This is a genomic window from Agrobacterium sp. P15N1-A, assembly GCF_044626815.1.
In the GTDB taxonomy this organism is placed as follows: domain Bacteria; phylum Pseudomonadota; class Alphaproteobacteria; order Rhizobiales; family Rhizobiaceae; genus Agrobacterium; species Agrobacterium leguminum.
Genome location: NZ_JBIUPF010000008.1, coordinates 275,950 through 291,762, shown reverse-complemented (window position 1 = coordinate 291,762; position 15,813 = coordinate 275,950). Strand labels below are relative to the sequence as shown.

The following is a 15,813-nucleotide window of genomic DNA, read 5'->3' as shown; positions in this document are numbered from 1 at the left end:
GTACACTGGATTAGAGGCGATCGAGCGCTCCGAGCAGATCGGTCTTCAGGTCGTCGTAGTCTTCAAGCCCGGCCGAGAGGCGGACGAGGCCATCGGTAAAGCCGTGCTCGAGGCGTTCCTCCGGCGTATAGGTCGCATGCGTCATGCTCGCCGGATGCTGGACCAGCGTCTCGGCATCGCCGAGGCTTACCGCCCGGGTCGCGAGCGTCACGGCATCCATGAACCTGCGGCCGGCATCGAGCCCGCCTTTGAGTTCGAGCGCGATCATGCCGCCCATCTTCCGCATCTGCCTGGGTGCGAGCGCATGCTGCGGATGGCCTTCGAGGTCGCGTGCAAGCATCTCGGCGCTCTCGCAATGCCGGTCCATGCGCAGGGTGAGAGTCTTCAGGCCGCGCAGCACGAGCGAGGCGTCGAAGGCCGACATACAGGCGCCGTTCAGTTCCTTGATGCCGACGAAACGAAACTGGTCAATCAGGTCCTTGCGGGCGATCACCGCGCCGGCGAGAAGGTCGCCGTGCCCGCCGAGATATTTCGTTGCCGAATGCACGACGATGTCGGCACCAAGCTCCAGCGGGCGCTGGAGGTAAGGAGTGCAATAGGTGTTGTCGATCACGAGATGGACACCGACGCAGCGGCACCTCTCGGCGATGGCGGCAATATCGACCAGCCGCATGTTGGGGTTCGACGGTGTCTCGGTGATCACCACGCGCGTCCTGGGCGTCAGCGCCGCATCGAGGGCGGCGGGATCGGTGAGATCGACGAACTGCATCGAGACGCCGAACCGTTTTATATGGTGGTGCGGCCGCTGCCCATCGGCAATGGTTGAGCGGTCTGTCGCGCTCAGGCACGCAAGGCGGCGATTTGCCGGATGCCATCCCACAAAAGCTTTGCACCCAGCGCCCCGAAGAGAATGCCGAAGAGACCGTCGATCGCTTTGAAGAAGCGCCTGTATCCGCGAACGGCAAGGCCTGTCGAAAACAGCAGCGCATAGGAGCCGTAGATCAAGGCCGCCGACAGGGATGCTTCCACACCGATTGCCAGGAAATACGCCAGGCTCAATTGCGACGAGGCGAGAAACATTGAGATGGCGGCCCACATCAGCGCTGCCTTCGGGTTGGTCAAAACGACCAGCAGGCCGCGCCGATAGGCGGCTCCCACCGGCATGGTCACGCCCTTGATCCCGTTGCCCTCTGCTCCGCGCACGACGAGGTTTTTCGCCGATCTCAAGCCCAGCCAGAAAAGATAGCAACCTCCGAGAAGCTGCATTGCCACAAGCAGGCCGGGAAAGGCCCTGAGGAGGCCGCCGATGCCGAGCGAAAACAGAACGCACCAGACAAAGACGCCGGTGGCGATGCCCAGCGCGGTCGCCATCGCCGACGAACGCCCGCTTCCAAAGGAGATGGACGCGACGGCCATCATGTTCGGCCCCGGCGATACCTGTGCGAGGAAAATCCCGGCAAAAAGCGTTGCGATCTCGTACACGTATTCGTCCTTTGCCATCCCGATCAGGCGATCGGTGTAGGGTAGCACGTCTCCTGCGGCCGAACTGCCCCTTCAATCGTTCATGAAGTGCTCGAGCGCATATTGCGCATGCAGCGCGGCGCCGATCGGAAGCGAAGCCTCGTCGATATTGAATTTCGGGTGGTGATGCGGGTAGTGCGAACCGATTGCTTCGTTCCGGATACCGACGAATGCGAAAACGCCGGGATAGGCTTCGAGATAGTCGGCGAAGTTCTCCGATGCCATGAGGGTCGGGAAGCGCGAAACCGAGCCGCCGAGACCGAGGCTCTCCGCCGCACGCCGTGCAACGGCGCTGCAATGAGGATCGTTGTGGACCACGCCGAAGCCGCGTTTCCATGTGACATCCGACTGGGCACGATGCGTGTCGGCCGTGGATTTCGCCATCCGCTCGATCCCCGCCATCATCTGCCGGCGTGTCTCCGGTGATGTCGCCCGCAAGGTGCCGGCCAGAACGACTTCTTCGGGGATGACGTTCGCCCCCTGGCCACCGGCAATTTTTCCGAAGGTCAGGGCGACGGGCGCCAGAGGGTCGATCTCGCGGCTGGCAATCGTCGCGCAATTGAGAACGATGGCCGCGGCTGCAATGATCGGATCGATCCCCGGTTCGGGTAGGCGCCGTGAGTGCCGGCTCCCCGGACCCTGATCTCGAACACATCGACGGACGCCATGCGTGCGCCCGGCTCCACCGAAATCAGCCCGGATTCTAATTCCGACCAGAGATGGATGCCGAAGATCGCCTCCATCGGATGGCGGGCAAGCTCCGCGAGGATTTCCTTCGTCCCGTCGCCGACTTCCTCCGCCTGCTGGAAACACAGCTTCACCGTGCCCTTCAGCAAGGATTTTTGCTCCATCAAAATGCGCGCCGCGCCGAGCAGCATGGCTACATGACCGTCGTGCCCGCAGGCATGCATCACGCCGGGAACCTGCGAGATATAGTCCAGGTGGGAATTCTCTTCTACGATGGGAAGAGCGTCCATATCGGCGCGCAGCGCCACCATGCGGTCTTCGCGCGTACCGGCAATCGTCGCCACGAGACCGTGCTCGCCCGCCCGAACATACCCGATACCGAGCGCATCAAATTCGCGGGCAATCAAGGCCGAGGTCGATGCCTCATGGTTGGAGAGTTCCGGATGGCTATGCAGGTGTCGTCGTATGCCGACCATATAATCGTGATGGGCGTATGCATTCGTCAGAGTGGTCAATTCGCTCTCCTGTTGAAGCCTGCTTCCGGTCGTATCGCTCAATGCCCAAGAATCTGGCTGAGGAAGAGCTTTGCGCGGTCGGATTTCGGATGGGAGAAGAAGGCAGCCGGCGTGTCCTGTTCGACGATCTGCCCCTGATCCATGAAGATTACGCGATCTGCGACCGCCTGCGCAAAGCCCATTTCGTGGGTGACGCAAAGCATCGTCATGCCCTCCTCGGCAAGCTGGATCATGGTGTCGAGCACCTCCTTGATCATTTCGGGATCGAGGGCGGAGGTCGGCTCGTCGAACAGCATGACGCGCGGCTTCATGCACAGGGACCGGGCGATTGCGACCCGTTGCTGCTGGCCGCCAGATAGCTGGCCGGGATATTTATGCGCCTGGTCGGGAATCTTGACCTTTTCCAGATAGTGTATCGCGATCTCCTCCGCCTCCCGGCGGGGCGTCCTGCGGACCCAGATCGGAGCCAGCGTGCAATTTTCGAGGATGGTGAGATGCGGGAACAGGTTGAAATGCTGAAACACCATCCCGACCTCCCGCCGCACCTCGTCGATCTGCTTAAGGTCGCTGGTCAGTTCGATCCCGTCGACGACGATCCTGCCGCTCTGGTGTTCCTCCAGGCGGTTGATGCAGCGGATCATGGTGGACTTCCCGGAACCTGACGGGCCACAGATCACGATCTTTTCCCCGCGCCTAACGGTGAGGTCGATGTCGCGCAGCACATGAAAGGCGCCATACCATTTGTTCATGCCGGCTATCTCGATGGCGGCGATTTCCTCGCCCGGCTCCTGCTTCATCGCAGCATTCGTCATTGTCGTTCCCCTTTATCGATGGTCGGTTTTCAGGCGGCGCTCGAGGTACATCGAGTAGCGCGACATGCCAAAGCAGAAGGCGAAGAAAACCGCGCCGATGAAGATGTAGAGTTCCCAGTAGATGCCCTGCCAATCGGTGTTGGCCCGGATGGCCCCGGCAAGCGCGATCGGATCCATAAGGCCGATGAACATGACGAGCGTCGTGTCCTTGAAAAGCCCGATGAAGGAATTGACGATGCCGGGGATCGATATCTTCAGCGCTTGCGGCAGGATGATCAGCCGGTGGGCTTTCCAGTAATCGAGGCCGAGCGCTTCGGCGGCTTCGTACTGGCCGCGGGGCAGGGCGGCGAGACCACCACGGATGACCTCCGCCATATATGCGCCGGCGAACAGCGTCACCATGATGACGACGCGCAGGATCAGGTCGAAATTGGTGCCCGGCGGCAGGAAATAATTGAGGAGGAGAGAAGCGGTGAACAGCAAGGTGATGAGCGGGACGCCGCGGATGAATTCGATGTAGACGACGCTCATCGTGCGAATGAGCGGCATGCCGGACCGGCGACCGAGTGCCAGCAGCATGCCGAGTGGCAGCGACATCGCGATACCGGCGACGCCGATGACGATCGACAACAGGAAACCGCCGATATCGCGGGATGCGACGGTCTGAAGATCAATCGGGGCAATGGCGCTTAGCTGAGATGTCAGCGGCCCGGTCGCACCGATCCACCAAGTAGCGGCGCCGATGACGGCCGCCGCGGTGGCCAACCCCATATTGACCCGGGCAAGTGAGGCGAACAGCCCAAAGCCGATGATAAAGCCCAGATAGGCAAGCGCTGGAGACCAGAGGCTGCCGCCCCAGATCAGCCAGAAGGCGACGCCCGGATAAAGGATCGAGAACCAGATCATCCTGCGCGGCAGCGCCGTGAACAGGACCGGGGCCAGCGCGGCGAACAGGAGCGCGAATGCAATTACCGGCCGCCAGTAGAGATGCGCCGGATAGAAGCCAAAAAATAACTGCGTCCAGCGATCGCGAATGACCGCCCAGCAGGCGCCGGGGGCTCCGTTCATGGCTTGACGACATTCGTTGACGGAACTGGCGTTCCAGACGGAGTTTCCAAGCCAAGGGCCGATCGATAACATGCCCCAACCGATCGCGATCAGGGAGACGAGGGTCAGCACGGTGCTGAGCCAGCCATTGAAGAGGTTGTTCCTGGCCCATAGCCACACCCCGGTCGCGGCACTGGGCCTTTCGGAGGCTGCAACCATGGTTTGACGAACCCATGACGCATCATGAACAGTCATCTCAGCGCTCCTTCAAAGCGATACGGCTGTTGTAGAGGTTCATGCCGCCGGAGATGATGAGGCTGACGCAGACATAGATCAGCATCATGAGCAGCATGCCTTCAAGCTCACGCCCGGTCTGGTTAATCGTGATGCCGCCGAGTGTCGAACGCAGGTCCATGTATCCGACGGCAAGGCCGAGCGACGTATTCTTGGTGATGTTGAGATATTGCGAGATCAGCGGTGGGACGATGATGCGCATAGCCTGTGGAAGGATAACCAGGCGCATCGTCCTGCCGGGGCGCAAACCAAGTGCGTTAGCCGCTTCCGTTTGTCCGCGAGAAATCGCGAGGATGCCGGAGCGGACGATCTCTGCAATGAAGGCCCCCGTATAGACGCTGAGCCCGAGCCAAAGCGCGATCAGCGAATTGCGCAGTTGCAGCCCGCCGGCAAAATTCATCCCCTTCAAAACGGGATATTGAAGGTGGAAGCCGAGCGCATAGAGAACCGCGATAAGCGGCATGACCAGCACGATGGTGCTCTTCCACCAAATCTGTGGTCGCTCGCCGGTCATGCCTTGCTGATGTCTTGCGTGGTTGAGAAGAAGACGATTGGCAATCAGCGAAATTGCGAGCGCGCCGAAGATTGCGAGCGCGTCGAGACTGAGGGAGGTGAAGCCAATGTCGACTTGTCCGAGGCTGCGAGAAAACTCGACTGTCGGGATGTAGGTGCCGCGGTTGGTGATCGCCACGCTGTCCCACAGGATCATGAAAGCCGAAGGGTTCTCGCCACGAAACGCGGCCGGCCCCGGCATTGCTTCCGATACGACCGCCGCGATCACGATGATCCAGAGCAGCGCCGGTATATTGCGGAAGCTCTCGACATAGGCCGTCATCAGGCGTGCGACGATCCAGTTGTTCGAAAGCCTGAGAACACCGGCGAAAACACCGAGCACGGTCGCCGTGACGCAGGCCATCGCCGCGACGATCAGCGTGTTCAGAAGGCCGACCAAGGCGGCGCGGGCGTGAGTGTTCTCGCTGGTATAGTCGATCGGGCGCTGGGAAATGTCGTATCCGGCCGTGCGCCAGAGAAAGTCGAACGAGAAGTCCTTGCCGAGCGCGGCGAGGTTATGGACCGTGTTCTCGACCAGCCAGCCGAGGCCCAGAGCCAGAAGGATGAATGTCAGAACCTGGATGGTTCGGGAACGATATCTCGTATCGTTCAAAAGCATGCTCAAACGAAACCGCTCATGCCGAGCGTCGCCTCTCGTTTCCATGGGATATCTCCGTAACGGGCGGGCGGCGTAGATGCCGGAAAACAGCGCGGGTGATCCCGCGCTGCAAAAGGCAACTCAGCGGAACGGGATCGGGTAGATCAGGCCACCAGCCCGCGCGCAAGCTTGATCGGTGTCTTTTCACCGACGTTCTTTTCGAACACCTCGCCATAATTGCCGCCTGCGGCAATGGCGCGTTTGGCCCATTCAGCATCAAGCCCGAGCTGTTGGCCAAGCGTGCCGTCCTTGCCGAGCAGGCGGTCGGCCTCCGGATTGCCTGTTCCCTTCTTCGCCAGTTCTTCGACATTTGCCGCGGTGATGCCCATCTCCTCAGCCGAGGTCAACGCATTGAGGGTCCAGCGAGCGACATCGGCCCATTGATCGTCACCCTGACGAACGAGCGGTCCGAGCGGTTCCTTTGAGATCACGTCGGAGAGGATGATGTGGTCATCGGGCTTTTCAAAGCTGGAGCGGACCGAGGCGAGGTCCGAGCCGTCGCTGGTATAGACATCGCAGGCGCCTGCCAGATAGCGTTGTGTGATTTCCGCGTTGGTTTCTACCGGGACAGGCTCATAGGTCATGCCGTTTTTCTTGAAATATTCGGCAAGCGTCAGTTCGGTGGTCGTGCCACTGGTGATGCAGACCGTTGCGCCGTCGAGATTCTTCGCAGATGTCACGCCGAGCGACTTCGGAACCATGAAGGCCTGGCCGTCATAGTAGTTTACGCCGACGGAGGTGAACTTGAGATCGACATCGCGCGAGAACGTCCAGGTCGTCGTACGCGACAGGACGTCGATCTCGCCGGACGCGAGCGCCGTAAAGCGGGTTTGCCCGGTCGTCGGAACGAAGGTCACGGCATTGGGATCCTTCAGGACCGCCGCGGCGAGCGCCCGGCAATAGTCCACATCGAGGCCGTGCCAGACACCGGAAGCATCCGGCGCGGAAAAGCCGGCTTTGCCGGGCGCGACGCCACACGTCAGTTTGCCGCGCTTTTGAACATCGGCCATGGTGCCGGCCGAAGCATAACCAGTCGTCAGCATGGTCGCGGCGAGCGCGGCAAGAGCAATGTGCATTTTCATTGGCATTCTCCCAGTTGTGACCCTGGCGGTGGCAGTCCTCTGCGCGCCCGCTCGTGGATCGGTTGAGTTCCCGGTTTTCTTGTCTTCGTCGGCAGGGCCGCGGACGCTTATTGTTCTTGCGTGATCTCGATCACGGTTTCGATTTCGACGGGTGCGTTCATAGGAAGCGCCGCGACGCCGACGGCGGAGCGCGCATGCCTGCCACGCTCGCCGAAGGCAGCGACGAGCAAGTCGGAGGCTCCGTTGGCCACGAGATGCTGTTCGGTAAAATCGGAAGCAGAAGCCACGAAAACCGTGATCTTTACGATCCGTGCCACCCGGTCGAGACTGCCAAGCACACCTTTCGTCTGAGCAAGCACGTTCAACGCACACTGCCTAGCAGCCGACACACCGGTCGCCACGTCGAGATCGCGCCCGACAAGCCCGGTCGCAACCAGTTTGCCTTCCGCGAGCGGCAACTGGCCGGACGTCAGGATGAGGTTTCCGGACTCCACGACCGGAACATAGTTCGCCACCGATTTGGCGGCGGCGGGAAGCTCGATCCCGAGTTCGGCGAGCCGCTGTTCGATCGTCGAAGACATGGACTTCCTCCTAGATTTGCGCGACTGCGGAGGTGATGCGGTTGATGGCGTTATCGACCGTCGAGCGCGGGCAGCCGAGATTGACGCGCATGAAACCATGCCCCTCGATGCCGAACTTCTGGCCCTTGTCGAGCCAGATGCGTGCCTTGGTCAGCATGAACGTGTTCAGCGCATCGGCATCCATACCCAGGCCCCGGCAGTCCATCCATGCGAGGTAGAGAGAGTCGGCCGGCAAGACCTTGAGCCGCGCGTCGGCCGCGGTGATGGAACTGGCGAAATGCGTATGGTTGGCGCGCAGATAGATGAGCATCTCCTCGAGCCAGGGCTCCCCGTGCGCATAGGCGGCTTCCGCGGCGACCATGCCCAGCGTATTGACTAACGGGAAGACATTGCGGTCGTACTGGCGGTGCAGTTCTTCACGGATTTTCCGGTTCGGCACGAAGACGTTGGCGCTTTGCAGGCCCGGCAGGTTGAAGGTCTTGCTCGGCGCCGTGCAGGTGATGCTGTTTTGAGCGAACGCCTCCCCGAGTGAAGCAAACGGAATGTGCTTCTTCGCCGGGTTAAGGATCAGGTCTTCGTGGATCTCGTCCGAGATGACGAGAACGCCCTTGCGGGCGCAGATCTCACCCATGGTCCGCAGTTCGTCTTCCGACCAGACATTGCCGGTCGGGTTGTGCGGATGGCTGAGGATGAAGAGCTTCGTGTTGTCGCGGATCGCCGCTTCGAAGGTCTTCGCATTGAAACGATAGCCGTCGCCCGTGAACTCCAGCGGCGCGTAGGCGAGGTGGCGGCCGTTCAGCAGCACGTCGTTGTGAAAATGGGCATAGACCGGCGGCTGTATGAGGACGCTGTCACCCGGTGCCGAAAAGGCCTGGACCGCGGTCTTCAGGGTTGTGATGATGCCGGATGCCTGCAGGATCCATTCTTTTTCGACAGTCCAGCCGAAACGGCGTTGCTGCCAGCCGATGACCGCATCGAGATAGGAGCCGGTCGCGCCGCCCGGATAGCCGAAAACGCCGTGGTCGACTGCCGCGTGCAGTGCATCGATGACAGCTTGCGGTGCCTTGAAGTCCATATCGGCGACCCACATCGGTAGAGGATCAGCCGCAGCCTCGTCCCCAGCGAGGAGCTCTTTGGAGTACGCCCATTTCATGGAGTTGCTTGTCTTGCGGTCGATGACCTGATCGAAGACTGAAGCCTCGCCGCGTTCGGCTTCGCTATAAGATTGAGCTGCCAGCTTTGTCACGGTAACTTCCTTTCGTCGCAGGGCGTTGAATGACGGAGATGCTAGCGGCATTGCATTATGAACGGAAATGGTATTATTTCATTGCGCGATGAAGGGAGTTCATAATGATTGACCGGCAGCATCTCGCCATTTTGCGGGAAGTCAACCGCCGCGGATCTGTCACGGCAGCGGCAGAGAAGCTGAATGTCTCTCAGTCGGCACTCAGCCATACAATCGCCAAGTTCGAGGAACGGCACGGCGTCAAGATCTGGACGAAGACCGGCAAGGGCCTTCGGTTGACGCAGACGGGCGAGTATCTGTTGACGGTTGCCGAACGCCTGCTGCCGCAGATCGAGCATGCCGAACGAATAGTGAAAGACTTTTCTGTTGGACGAAGAGGCGCGTTGCGCGTTGGCATGGAATGCCATCCGTGCCAACGCTGGCTGACAAGGATTGCGACGCCCTACCTCACGCGTTGGCCCGATGTGGACTTCGATGTGCGCACGGCGTTCCGTTTCGATGGCGTCGCGGCGCTTCTCGGATATGAGATCGATCTTTTGATAACCCCTGATCCCCTAGACGTGGCAGAACTGCTGTTCACGCCAGTGTTCGACTACGAGTTGGTGTTGATGGTGCAGCAGGATCATCCACTTGCACAGCGCGTGTTCATCCAGCCTGAGGACCTGGTCGACCAAGAGCTGATCACCGTACCCGTAACGCTGGAGCGCCTGGACATCTATACGCGGTTCCTGGTCCCGGCGAACTGCCGCCCTAGACGCCATCGCACGGCCGAGACAGTTGATCTGATGCTGCAGCTCGTCTCCGCGGGCCGGGGTGTTACGGTCCTTCCTGACTGGTTGTTGCAAGAGGAAGGTGCCGGAATGCCGATCAAGGCGATCAGCCTGGGTGAGAATGGCATCAGGAAGAGCATCAATGTCGGTCTCAGGCGGGGTGATGAGGAGATTTCATTTTTGAAGGGATTTCTGGAATTGGCGCAGGAGGCTAGCCGCTCCGCCGCCTAAAAGCTTTTTGTTGCCAACCGTTACGGATGGCCTTCGGGGCTGGCGGGAACCATGCCTGCCTTTTCGGCCACCGCCGCCGATACTTCCTTGAAACTACGTCTAATGTTGATGGGTTGATCGTCGATAAAAAAAGTCGGCGTACCGGTGACACCGACCTCGGATTGTGCCTGTTTCGTTCCCGCGTTCAGTTCATCCAAGTAGGCTTGGTCAGAGATGGCCAAGTCGAAGTCAGTGCGATCAATAGCCAGTTCGGTGGCAATCTTCCTAAGAGCGGTTTCGGTATCGTCAGCAGCCGCGATCTCCTCAAACCTCGACATAAAGTATGACAAGGTTTCAAAGTATCTATCTCCGCCGTGCGCCTTCGAAAGCATGAATATGACAGCGTCTACCGAGTTCCGAACATACGGGCGGTAGATGACTTTCAGAACATTTTTTTCGACAAAATCTCTTTTCAGCGCCTCTAATTCGTTCCGGTGAAAATCGACGCAATGGCTACATGTTGGCGAGGAATACACGACAAGAGTGATTGGGGCGTCCTGAATTCCCGAGACGTAGTAGGAGGAATTGATCTCGTTTTTTTTCCAGGAAGTTTCGTCCGCGCTCAAAGTTGCAGGGTTTGCAACGAGACCCAACAGGACAGCCAGGGTAGCCAGTTTTCTCATTTGTTTTTCTTTCATGCGAAGACGATTGTTGCCGCGTGCGATAGTTGATTAGATTGGCGAGCGAAGCGGACGACCTTGAAAGCTCGGCGGGAAGCAGGCTCTCACTGAAAAGCCGCGTTCAGACCCCAGGCGAACCCTGGTCCGACCGAGGAGCGATGATCGGTACCGGCTATGACTTTCGAGGTTAAACGCAAGCCGGCATAGTTTCGAGACGCGAGCCGAGTCTCAAAAGCGTTAAGCCCCTGAACCATGTCGCGCGTTTTACCTTTGCGCTGCGGGTCGTAGCGCGAGATCTCAAGGCCGCCGACATAGAGAATGACATTCGCCTCAAGCTTTCGATGACGGTTGGCGTAACGCGTCTCGAAATCCATGATAGCTCCGTCGTCGAACCAGAAGGACGGGCTGCCAAGGATGTATGTCTGGAAGGTCGAAGGCGCGGTCAGCAGGATGTGTGCGCCAAGGAGCCCGCCGTAGGAATGTCCCCAGAAGATGCGCCGGCCACCGGAAACGCGGTAATGCCCTTCGACGTAGGGCAGGACGACGTTGGCAAGATACGTTTGGTAGGCGGCGGCTCCGCCATACGCCTTGGCGGAATTCCTGAGCTTGGTCGGGGTGTAGTCGCGCCTGCGGCTGTCCTCCAGATCCTCGCCGGCTGCGTAGGATAGTCCCACGACGATAGGCTCATCTCGGGCGCTATCCCGAGACACCGCGCGTGCGGCGCAACTGAGCCTTGGGAATGCGCGACCACCATCGGCGAGTATCACGAGCGGGTAAGACCGCGTGGGGACTTCGGCATAACCGGCAGGCAGGCTCACGTAGATCTCATAGCGCCGCCCGGAGACGGGATCAGGCAATGGAACGGTTATCGGTGTGCTTTCCTTGCATCCTTTGTCCGCATGAGCAGGGCCGACCGCCGTCAGGAAGCCGAGCGTGATGGTCAAGAGCATCCAGGTCGTCCGTCCGAAGCGGGCGACGGGACCTGACACTCGCGGGGTGCGCAATGCTGCCGACGAAGCAGTCATCGCGCCTTCCTCAGTTGTGCCGCCCGCCACACCAGTGGAACGAGTATGAGCGCGACGGCAGGAAGAACCAGGCGGTTGATGGTGCCCCATCCGGAACTGTAGAGCAGCGATCCAGCAAAGAACGACGCGCACGCGACCGTCCCGAACACCAGGAAATCGTTGAGGCCCTGGGCCTTGCCGCGTTCGGCAGGCGTGTGGCAATCAGCGATCATCGCGGTCGCGCCGATGAACCCGAAGTTCCACCCGATTCCGAGCAGGATCAGAGATCCCCAGAAATGCGCGATGTCCAGGCCGCCCAGCGCGATCAGAGCTGACACGCCGATCAGGAGTAGGCCGACTGCCGCAACCCGTTCCTTTCCGAACCGGGCCATCAGACGACCCGTAAAGAAGCTCGGACCGAACATCGACAGGACGTGCCACTGGATGCCGAGGGCGGCGCTATCGACGGAGTGGCCATGACCGACCATCGCCATCGGAGCGGCCGTCATGACAAATGTCATGAGACCGTACGAGACAACCCCCGTAGCCACCGCAAGCACGTAGCGGGGCGAGGATAGGATCCTCCAGAGCGGACGGGCTTCGAGCGCGGTTGGATGTGTTGCGCCAGATGCGGTCGGACGACGAAGAGCAAGCAGGATCGGGATGGCGAGACCTGCAAGCGCTGCCTGGCTCAGGAAGCTTCCAGCAAACGAGTGGCCGGGAAAGGCTTCACGGGTCCAGATGACAAGCTGCGGTCCGATAACAGCGGCGATCAGGCCGCCCACCATGACCCGCGAGATCGCGCGGTCACGATCGGCGCCCGTCAGTCCGTCCGTTGCTGCAAAGCGGTAGCTCTGGACATAGGAACTGTAGAAACCGGCCACGAACGTACCAATGCAGAAGAGGACGAAGCTTGACTGGATGATGCCGACCGTGGCGATCAGTCCGGCTATGACGCCCAGCAGCGCTCCAAAAAGGTACCCTGAGCGGCGGCCGAAGCGACGCATCATCGCAGCAGCCGGGAGGGTCCCTGCCGCCAGGCCGAGGTTCAGCAGGCTGACTGGCAGCGTCGCCGAAGCGGGATCGGATGACAGTTGCTGTCCGACCAGCCCTCCCAGCGAGATGACGATCGGAGAGTTTGCGCCACCTAGTGACTGCGCCGCAGTCAGGATCCAGATGTTCCTCGATGCAGTGCCATGCTGATCCGAAGAATTCGCATCTGCCTGGGAGGCAGGCTTGACCATGGACATTCGTCCCAATCCTTTTTGATAGAAGTCGAGTAGTGGCAGTGCGCCCGCCTCAGGCAGGCATCGGCAGCACGTCCGGGTGCTCCAGGGGGCCGTGCTTCAGCCACATTCGAAGGCCATTTCCACCAGCAGTGGCGCGCAGATCAGTGCCTGCGGGTAAACGGCCCCAGCTATTCTGCACGGCAAGTTCGCTATCGAACATCGCATCGCCCGAAAGCACGAGGAATTCAAGCCCCGCCGGATTAGCGACGTCGAGTTCCGCGTTGACCGCCCATTCCGCGATGGCGACGGATTCATGCCCGTCGTCGAATAGCTCCAGTACGGATCCTCCGTCTGGCAGCCGTCTATTCTGCGTCGCCGATTCCCCCGGCTTCCTGACTATCTGGACGTCATCACCCTCCCGGAACTGCCAGAGGCGCACGAAGATCGTGCAGCCATCAGCGGATGCTGGCACGTGGGACGTGCCTGGAGGATTGCGGAAGTAGCTCCCGGCAGGATAGTCGCCGTGCTCGTCCTGGAATGTCCCCTCGAGAACAAGAATCTCTTCGCCGCCCGAATGCACATGGCGGGGAAACGCACTGCCGGGAGCGTATCGGACTATTGAGGTCGCACGCGCGACCTCGCCTCCGACCCTGTAGAGCATGCGCCGGTCCACGCCCGGGGCCGGACTTGGCACCCAGTCAAGCGTCGATGCATGAACGATGACTGGTCTGCTCAGATCTTCATTGATGAGCATCGGCATTGCCTCCCATTGTCAGCACCATCCGGAACTTCACGTTGCCGGACCGCATGCGCTCGACAGCCTCCTGCGCACGTTCGAGCGGCATTGTCTCGATCATCGGGCGCACCCCGCTGAGGACGCTGAAGTCGAGCGTTCTCTCGTTCTCGAAAGGCGATCCGGTGATGGAACCCATCACGCCGCGCTCCCCACCGACAAGAAACCCGGTCGAGACGGAAAGCGGATCCTTAGCGACCCCGAGAACGACGAGGCGGCCCTCCGGAGCAAGTGCTGGCATGATTTCCGCGACTGCGTCCGCATTGCCGATCGTCGTGAGAACGGCCTTGGCGCCGCCCAGTGTCTGAAGAACTTCGACGGTGTTCTCGACATTCGAGTCGATATACCTGTGAGCACCGAGTTCGATCGACAGATCGGCGATGTCCGCCCCACGTCCAACGGCGACGACGCGGAAACCCATCCTGCGCGCATACTGCACGGCCATGTGACCGAGGCCGCCTATGCCGAGGATGGCAACGGTGTCACCCGCCTCAGCTCCGCACTTTTTAAGTGCGTTGAACGTCGCGATCCCCGCACAGAGGATAGGTGCGGCTTCTTCGGAAGAAAGATCGTCGGGGATGGAGACCAGGCCCGTCGAACGGGCCGTCAACATCTCCGCATATCCACCATCCCGCGAGACTCCGAGGACCTGCTGGTTGCGGCAGAGATTGAAGTGCCCTCGACGGCACTGGTCGCAATCGTTGCAGTGGCCTCCAAGACGGCCCACGCCTACGCGCTGGCCGATCTTCCAGAGGTTGGGAGTATTGGCACCCAGCGCAACGATACGCCCCACGACTTCATGGCCGGGAACCCGTGGAGGCTGCAGGGCAGGGTCGGCGCGATCGATGTCGCCAGCGTCGGCTCCGCAGATGCCACAGGCCTCAATGGAGATGAGGACCTCATCCGGCCCGGGTGATGGCGTAGCCCGTTCGACGATCTCGAGCTTCCGGGAAACCGATACCTGCGCCACTTTGTAGGTGGATTTCATGCGTTCATTCCTTGAACATCTGCGGGAGAAGCCGCATTACGATATCGTCTGATCAGGGCTTCCGCCGCCGCTTCCCCGGCCTCAATGGCTCCAGCGAGATAGCCAGGGTAGCTTGGCGACGTCTCACTTCCCGCGAGCGTCATCCAAGGGAGCCAGTCACGATCGAGCCATGCGCGTGTGCCGCCAGCCGGGTGTCCCGCAGAGGACAAGTCGAGCAATGTCGCCGTCAGGTCGTCGGCCGCCCAGTCCTTGTAGAGAGTGGCGACGGGGTGAAGGGCATCCTCCCCGAAAATCTCGCCGAGTTGTGAAATGGCGGCCGCGACAACGGCTTTGCTTCCCGCCTGCATCCGGTTCTGTGCGGGTACGCCGACGAACCCGAAAAGCGCAGCCTTTCCCGATCCTGTGGTTGCATCGTGGATCTCCACGAGCGGGCCTACCATGCTCTGAGCCGCACCGGACAGGCCGCTGCCACGCCAGAACGCCTGATCGTAGACCGCGATAAATTTGGCGTGCGGCGCCATCCAGGTCGGCGTTCCGCGCCATAGGCTGCGGACAGCTTCGCTCGCCGCAGGGGAGAATTGCACCGTCGCTTCGAGAAGACGGGGTGGAAGAGCAAGAACGACGTGCCCTGCTTCGATCAGCTCGGTCGAACCTCCATCGGTCGCAAGCCTCACAGCGACCACTTCTGCGGATCGGACGATCCGGGTGACCCTTGCACCAAGACGCATCGAGCCATGCGGAAGCAGGGAGGCGAGGGCCGTAACCATGGCTCCCGTACCGCCCACAAGGCGCATCGATGCAGGCTCCTGCCGAAGACCCGGGTAGCGCTCGGAGCGTCCGCTTCTTGTGCGCTGGAAAAGCATCATGCCATCGGTGTGCTGGGCAACGAAGGTGAGACCCAGTTCCTCGACCAGAGGCAGGATCTCAGGTGTCATGCCGGGCCAGAACCATGAAGGTCCGAGGTCCAGCCCATCATCAGAAGGCTCGCCATCCACGCCCGCAGAAAGGATCCGGCCACCAAGCCTGGTGCGGGCTTCGACCAGCCGGACAGGCAGGCCTGCCTGATGAAGGCGCACGGCCGTCAACAGACCCGACAGTCCTCCACCCACGACAAGGATCGGTTTCGAAATGAGATCAGACATAT

17 protein-coding genes are annotated in these 15,813 nt (G+C 60.7%); 1 reads left to right on the top strand and 16 read right to left on the bottom strand.

The window, feature by feature from the left end; genetic code table 11:
• Positions 1-10: 10 nt before the first annotated feature.
• The 10 genes from ACIK7D_RS24345 to ACIK7D_RS24300 all read right to left on the bottom strand — a co-directional run bounded on the left by ACIK7D_RS24345 (position 11) and on the right by ACIK7D_RS24300 (position 8,995).
• A complete protein-coding gene (locus ACIK7D_RS24345) occupies positions 11-880 on the bottom strand; it encodes a PLP-dependent transferase (RefSeq protein WP_400157676.1) in 870 nt (289 codons plus the stop codon).
• A complete protein-coding gene (locus tag ACIK7D_RS24340; RefSeq protein ID WP_400157675.1) occupies positions 841-1,482 on the bottom strand; it encodes a LysE family translocator in 642 nt (213 codons plus the stop codon). The genes ACIK7D_RS24345 and ACIK7D_RS24340 overlap by 40 nt, the downstream gene beginning before the upstream one ends.
• Positions 1,483-1,554: 72 nt before the next feature.
• Complete coding sequence (locus ACIK7D_RS24335) at positions 1,555-2,091, bottom strand: M20/M25/M40 family metallo-hydrolase (protein WP_400157708.1); 537 nt, start codon at positions 2,089-2,091, stop codon at positions 1,555-1,557.
• Positions 2,028-2,765, bottom strand: coding sequence for a M20 family metallopeptidase (locus ACIK7D_RS24330; protein ID WP_400157674.1), 738 nt, complete (start codon positions 2,763-2,765; stop codon positions 2,028-2,030). The genes ACIK7D_RS24335 and ACIK7D_RS24330 overlap by 64 nt, the downstream gene beginning before the upstream one ends.
• Positions 2,762-3,535: an amino acid ABC transporter ATP-binding protein gene (locus ACIK7D_RS24325; protein ID WP_400157673.1), complete on the bottom strand. Its 774-nt coding sequence runs from the start codon at positions 3,533-3,535 to the stop codon at positions 2,762-2,764. Before ACIK7D_RS24325 ends, ACIK7D_RS24330 begins: the two co-directional genes overlap by 4 nt.
• Before the next feature lie 12 nt (positions 3,536-3,547).
• Positions 3,548-4,837, bottom strand: a complete 1,290-nt coding sequence (locus ACIK7D_RS24320; RefSeq protein WP_400157672.1) for an amino acid ABC transporter permease — start codon at positions 4,835-4,837, stop codon at positions 3,548-3,550.
• Between the two features lies 1 nt (position 4,838).
• Positions 4,839-6,047 carry an amino acid ABC transporter permease gene (locus ACIK7D_RS24315; protein ID WP_400157707.1) on the bottom strand — a complete coding sequence of 403 codons (1,209 nt, stop codon included), beginning with the start codon at positions 6,045-6,047 and terminating at the stop codon, positions 4,839-4,841.
• Between the two features lie 143 nt (positions 6,048-6,190).
• Complete coding sequence (locus ACIK7D_RS24310; RefSeq protein WP_400157671.1) at positions 6,191-7,168, bottom strand: amino acid ABC transporter substrate-binding protein; 978 nt, start codon at positions 7,166-7,168, stop codon at positions 6,191-6,193.
• Positions 7,169-7,275: 107 nt separating this feature from the next.
• Positions 7,276-7,749 (bottom strand): RidA family protein, encoded by a 474-nt coding sequence (locus tag ACIK7D_RS24305; RefSeq protein WP_400157670.1) that lies wholly within the window; start codon positions 7,747-7,749, stop codon positions 7,276-7,278.
• A gap of 10 nt (positions 7,750-7,759) precedes the next feature.
• The gene (locus ACIK7D_RS24300) at positions 7,760-8,995 is read right to left on the bottom strand and encodes a MalY/PatB family protein (RefSeq protein WP_400157669.1); all 1,236 of its coding nucleotides are present in this window, start codon (positions 8,993-8,995) and stop codon (positions 7,760-7,762) included.
• Between the two features lie 104 nt (positions 8,996-9,099).
• On the opposite strand from ACIK7D_RS24300, the gene ACIK7D_RS24295 reads away from it, so the two are divergent.
• A complete protein-coding gene (locus ACIK7D_RS24295; protein WP_400157668.1) occupies positions 9,100-9,996 on the top strand; it encodes a LysR family transcriptional regulator in 897 nt (298 codons plus the stop codon).
• 20 nt (positions 9,997-10,016) lie between these two features.
• Here ACIK7D_RS24295 and ACIK7D_RS24290 read toward each other — a convergent pair whose 3' ends face one another.
• The 6 genes from ACIK7D_RS24290 to ACIK7D_RS24265 form a co-directional block, all read right to left on the bottom strand.
• Positions 10,017-10,658 carry a DsbA family protein gene (locus ACIK7D_RS24290; RefSeq protein ID WP_400157667.1) on the bottom strand — a complete coding sequence of 214 codons (642 nt, stop codon included), beginning with the start codon at positions 10,656-10,658 and terminating at the stop codon, positions 10,017-10,019.
• 101 nt (positions 10,659-10,759) lie between these two features.
• A complete protein-coding gene (locus tag ACIK7D_RS24285; protein WP_400157666.1) occupies positions 10,760-11,605 on the bottom strand; it encodes an alpha/beta hydrolase in 846 nt (281 codons plus the stop codon).
• A 71-nt stretch (positions 11,606-11,676) separates the two neighbouring features.
• Positions 11,677-12,903 carry an MFS transporter gene (locus ACIK7D_RS24280; RefSeq protein ID WP_400157706.1) on the bottom strand — a complete coding sequence of 409 codons (1,227 nt, stop codon included), beginning with the start codon at positions 12,901-12,903 and terminating at the stop codon, positions 11,677-11,679.
• Between the two features lie 55 nt (positions 12,904-12,958).
• Positions 12,959-13,642 (bottom strand): cupin domain-containing protein, encoded by a 684-nt coding sequence (locus ACIK7D_RS24275; RefSeq protein WP_400157665.1) that lies wholly within the window; start codon positions 13,640-13,642, stop codon positions 12,959-12,961.
• Complete coding sequence (locus tag ACIK7D_RS24270) at positions 13,629-14,669, bottom strand: alcohol dehydrogenase (RefSeq protein WP_400157664.1); 1,041 nt, start codon at positions 14,667-14,669, stop codon at positions 13,629-13,631. Before ACIK7D_RS24270 ends, ACIK7D_RS24275 begins: the two co-directional genes overlap by 14 nt.
• On the bottom strand, positions 14,666-15,811 hold the full coding sequence (locus tag ACIK7D_RS24265; RefSeq protein ID WP_400157663.1) for a flavin monoamine oxidase family protein: 1,146 nt from the start codon (positions 15,809-15,811) through the stop codon (positions 14,666-14,668). The genes ACIK7D_RS24270 and ACIK7D_RS24265 overlap by 4 nt, the downstream gene beginning before the upstream one ends.
• Positions 15,812-15,813 lie beyond the last annotated feature (2 nt).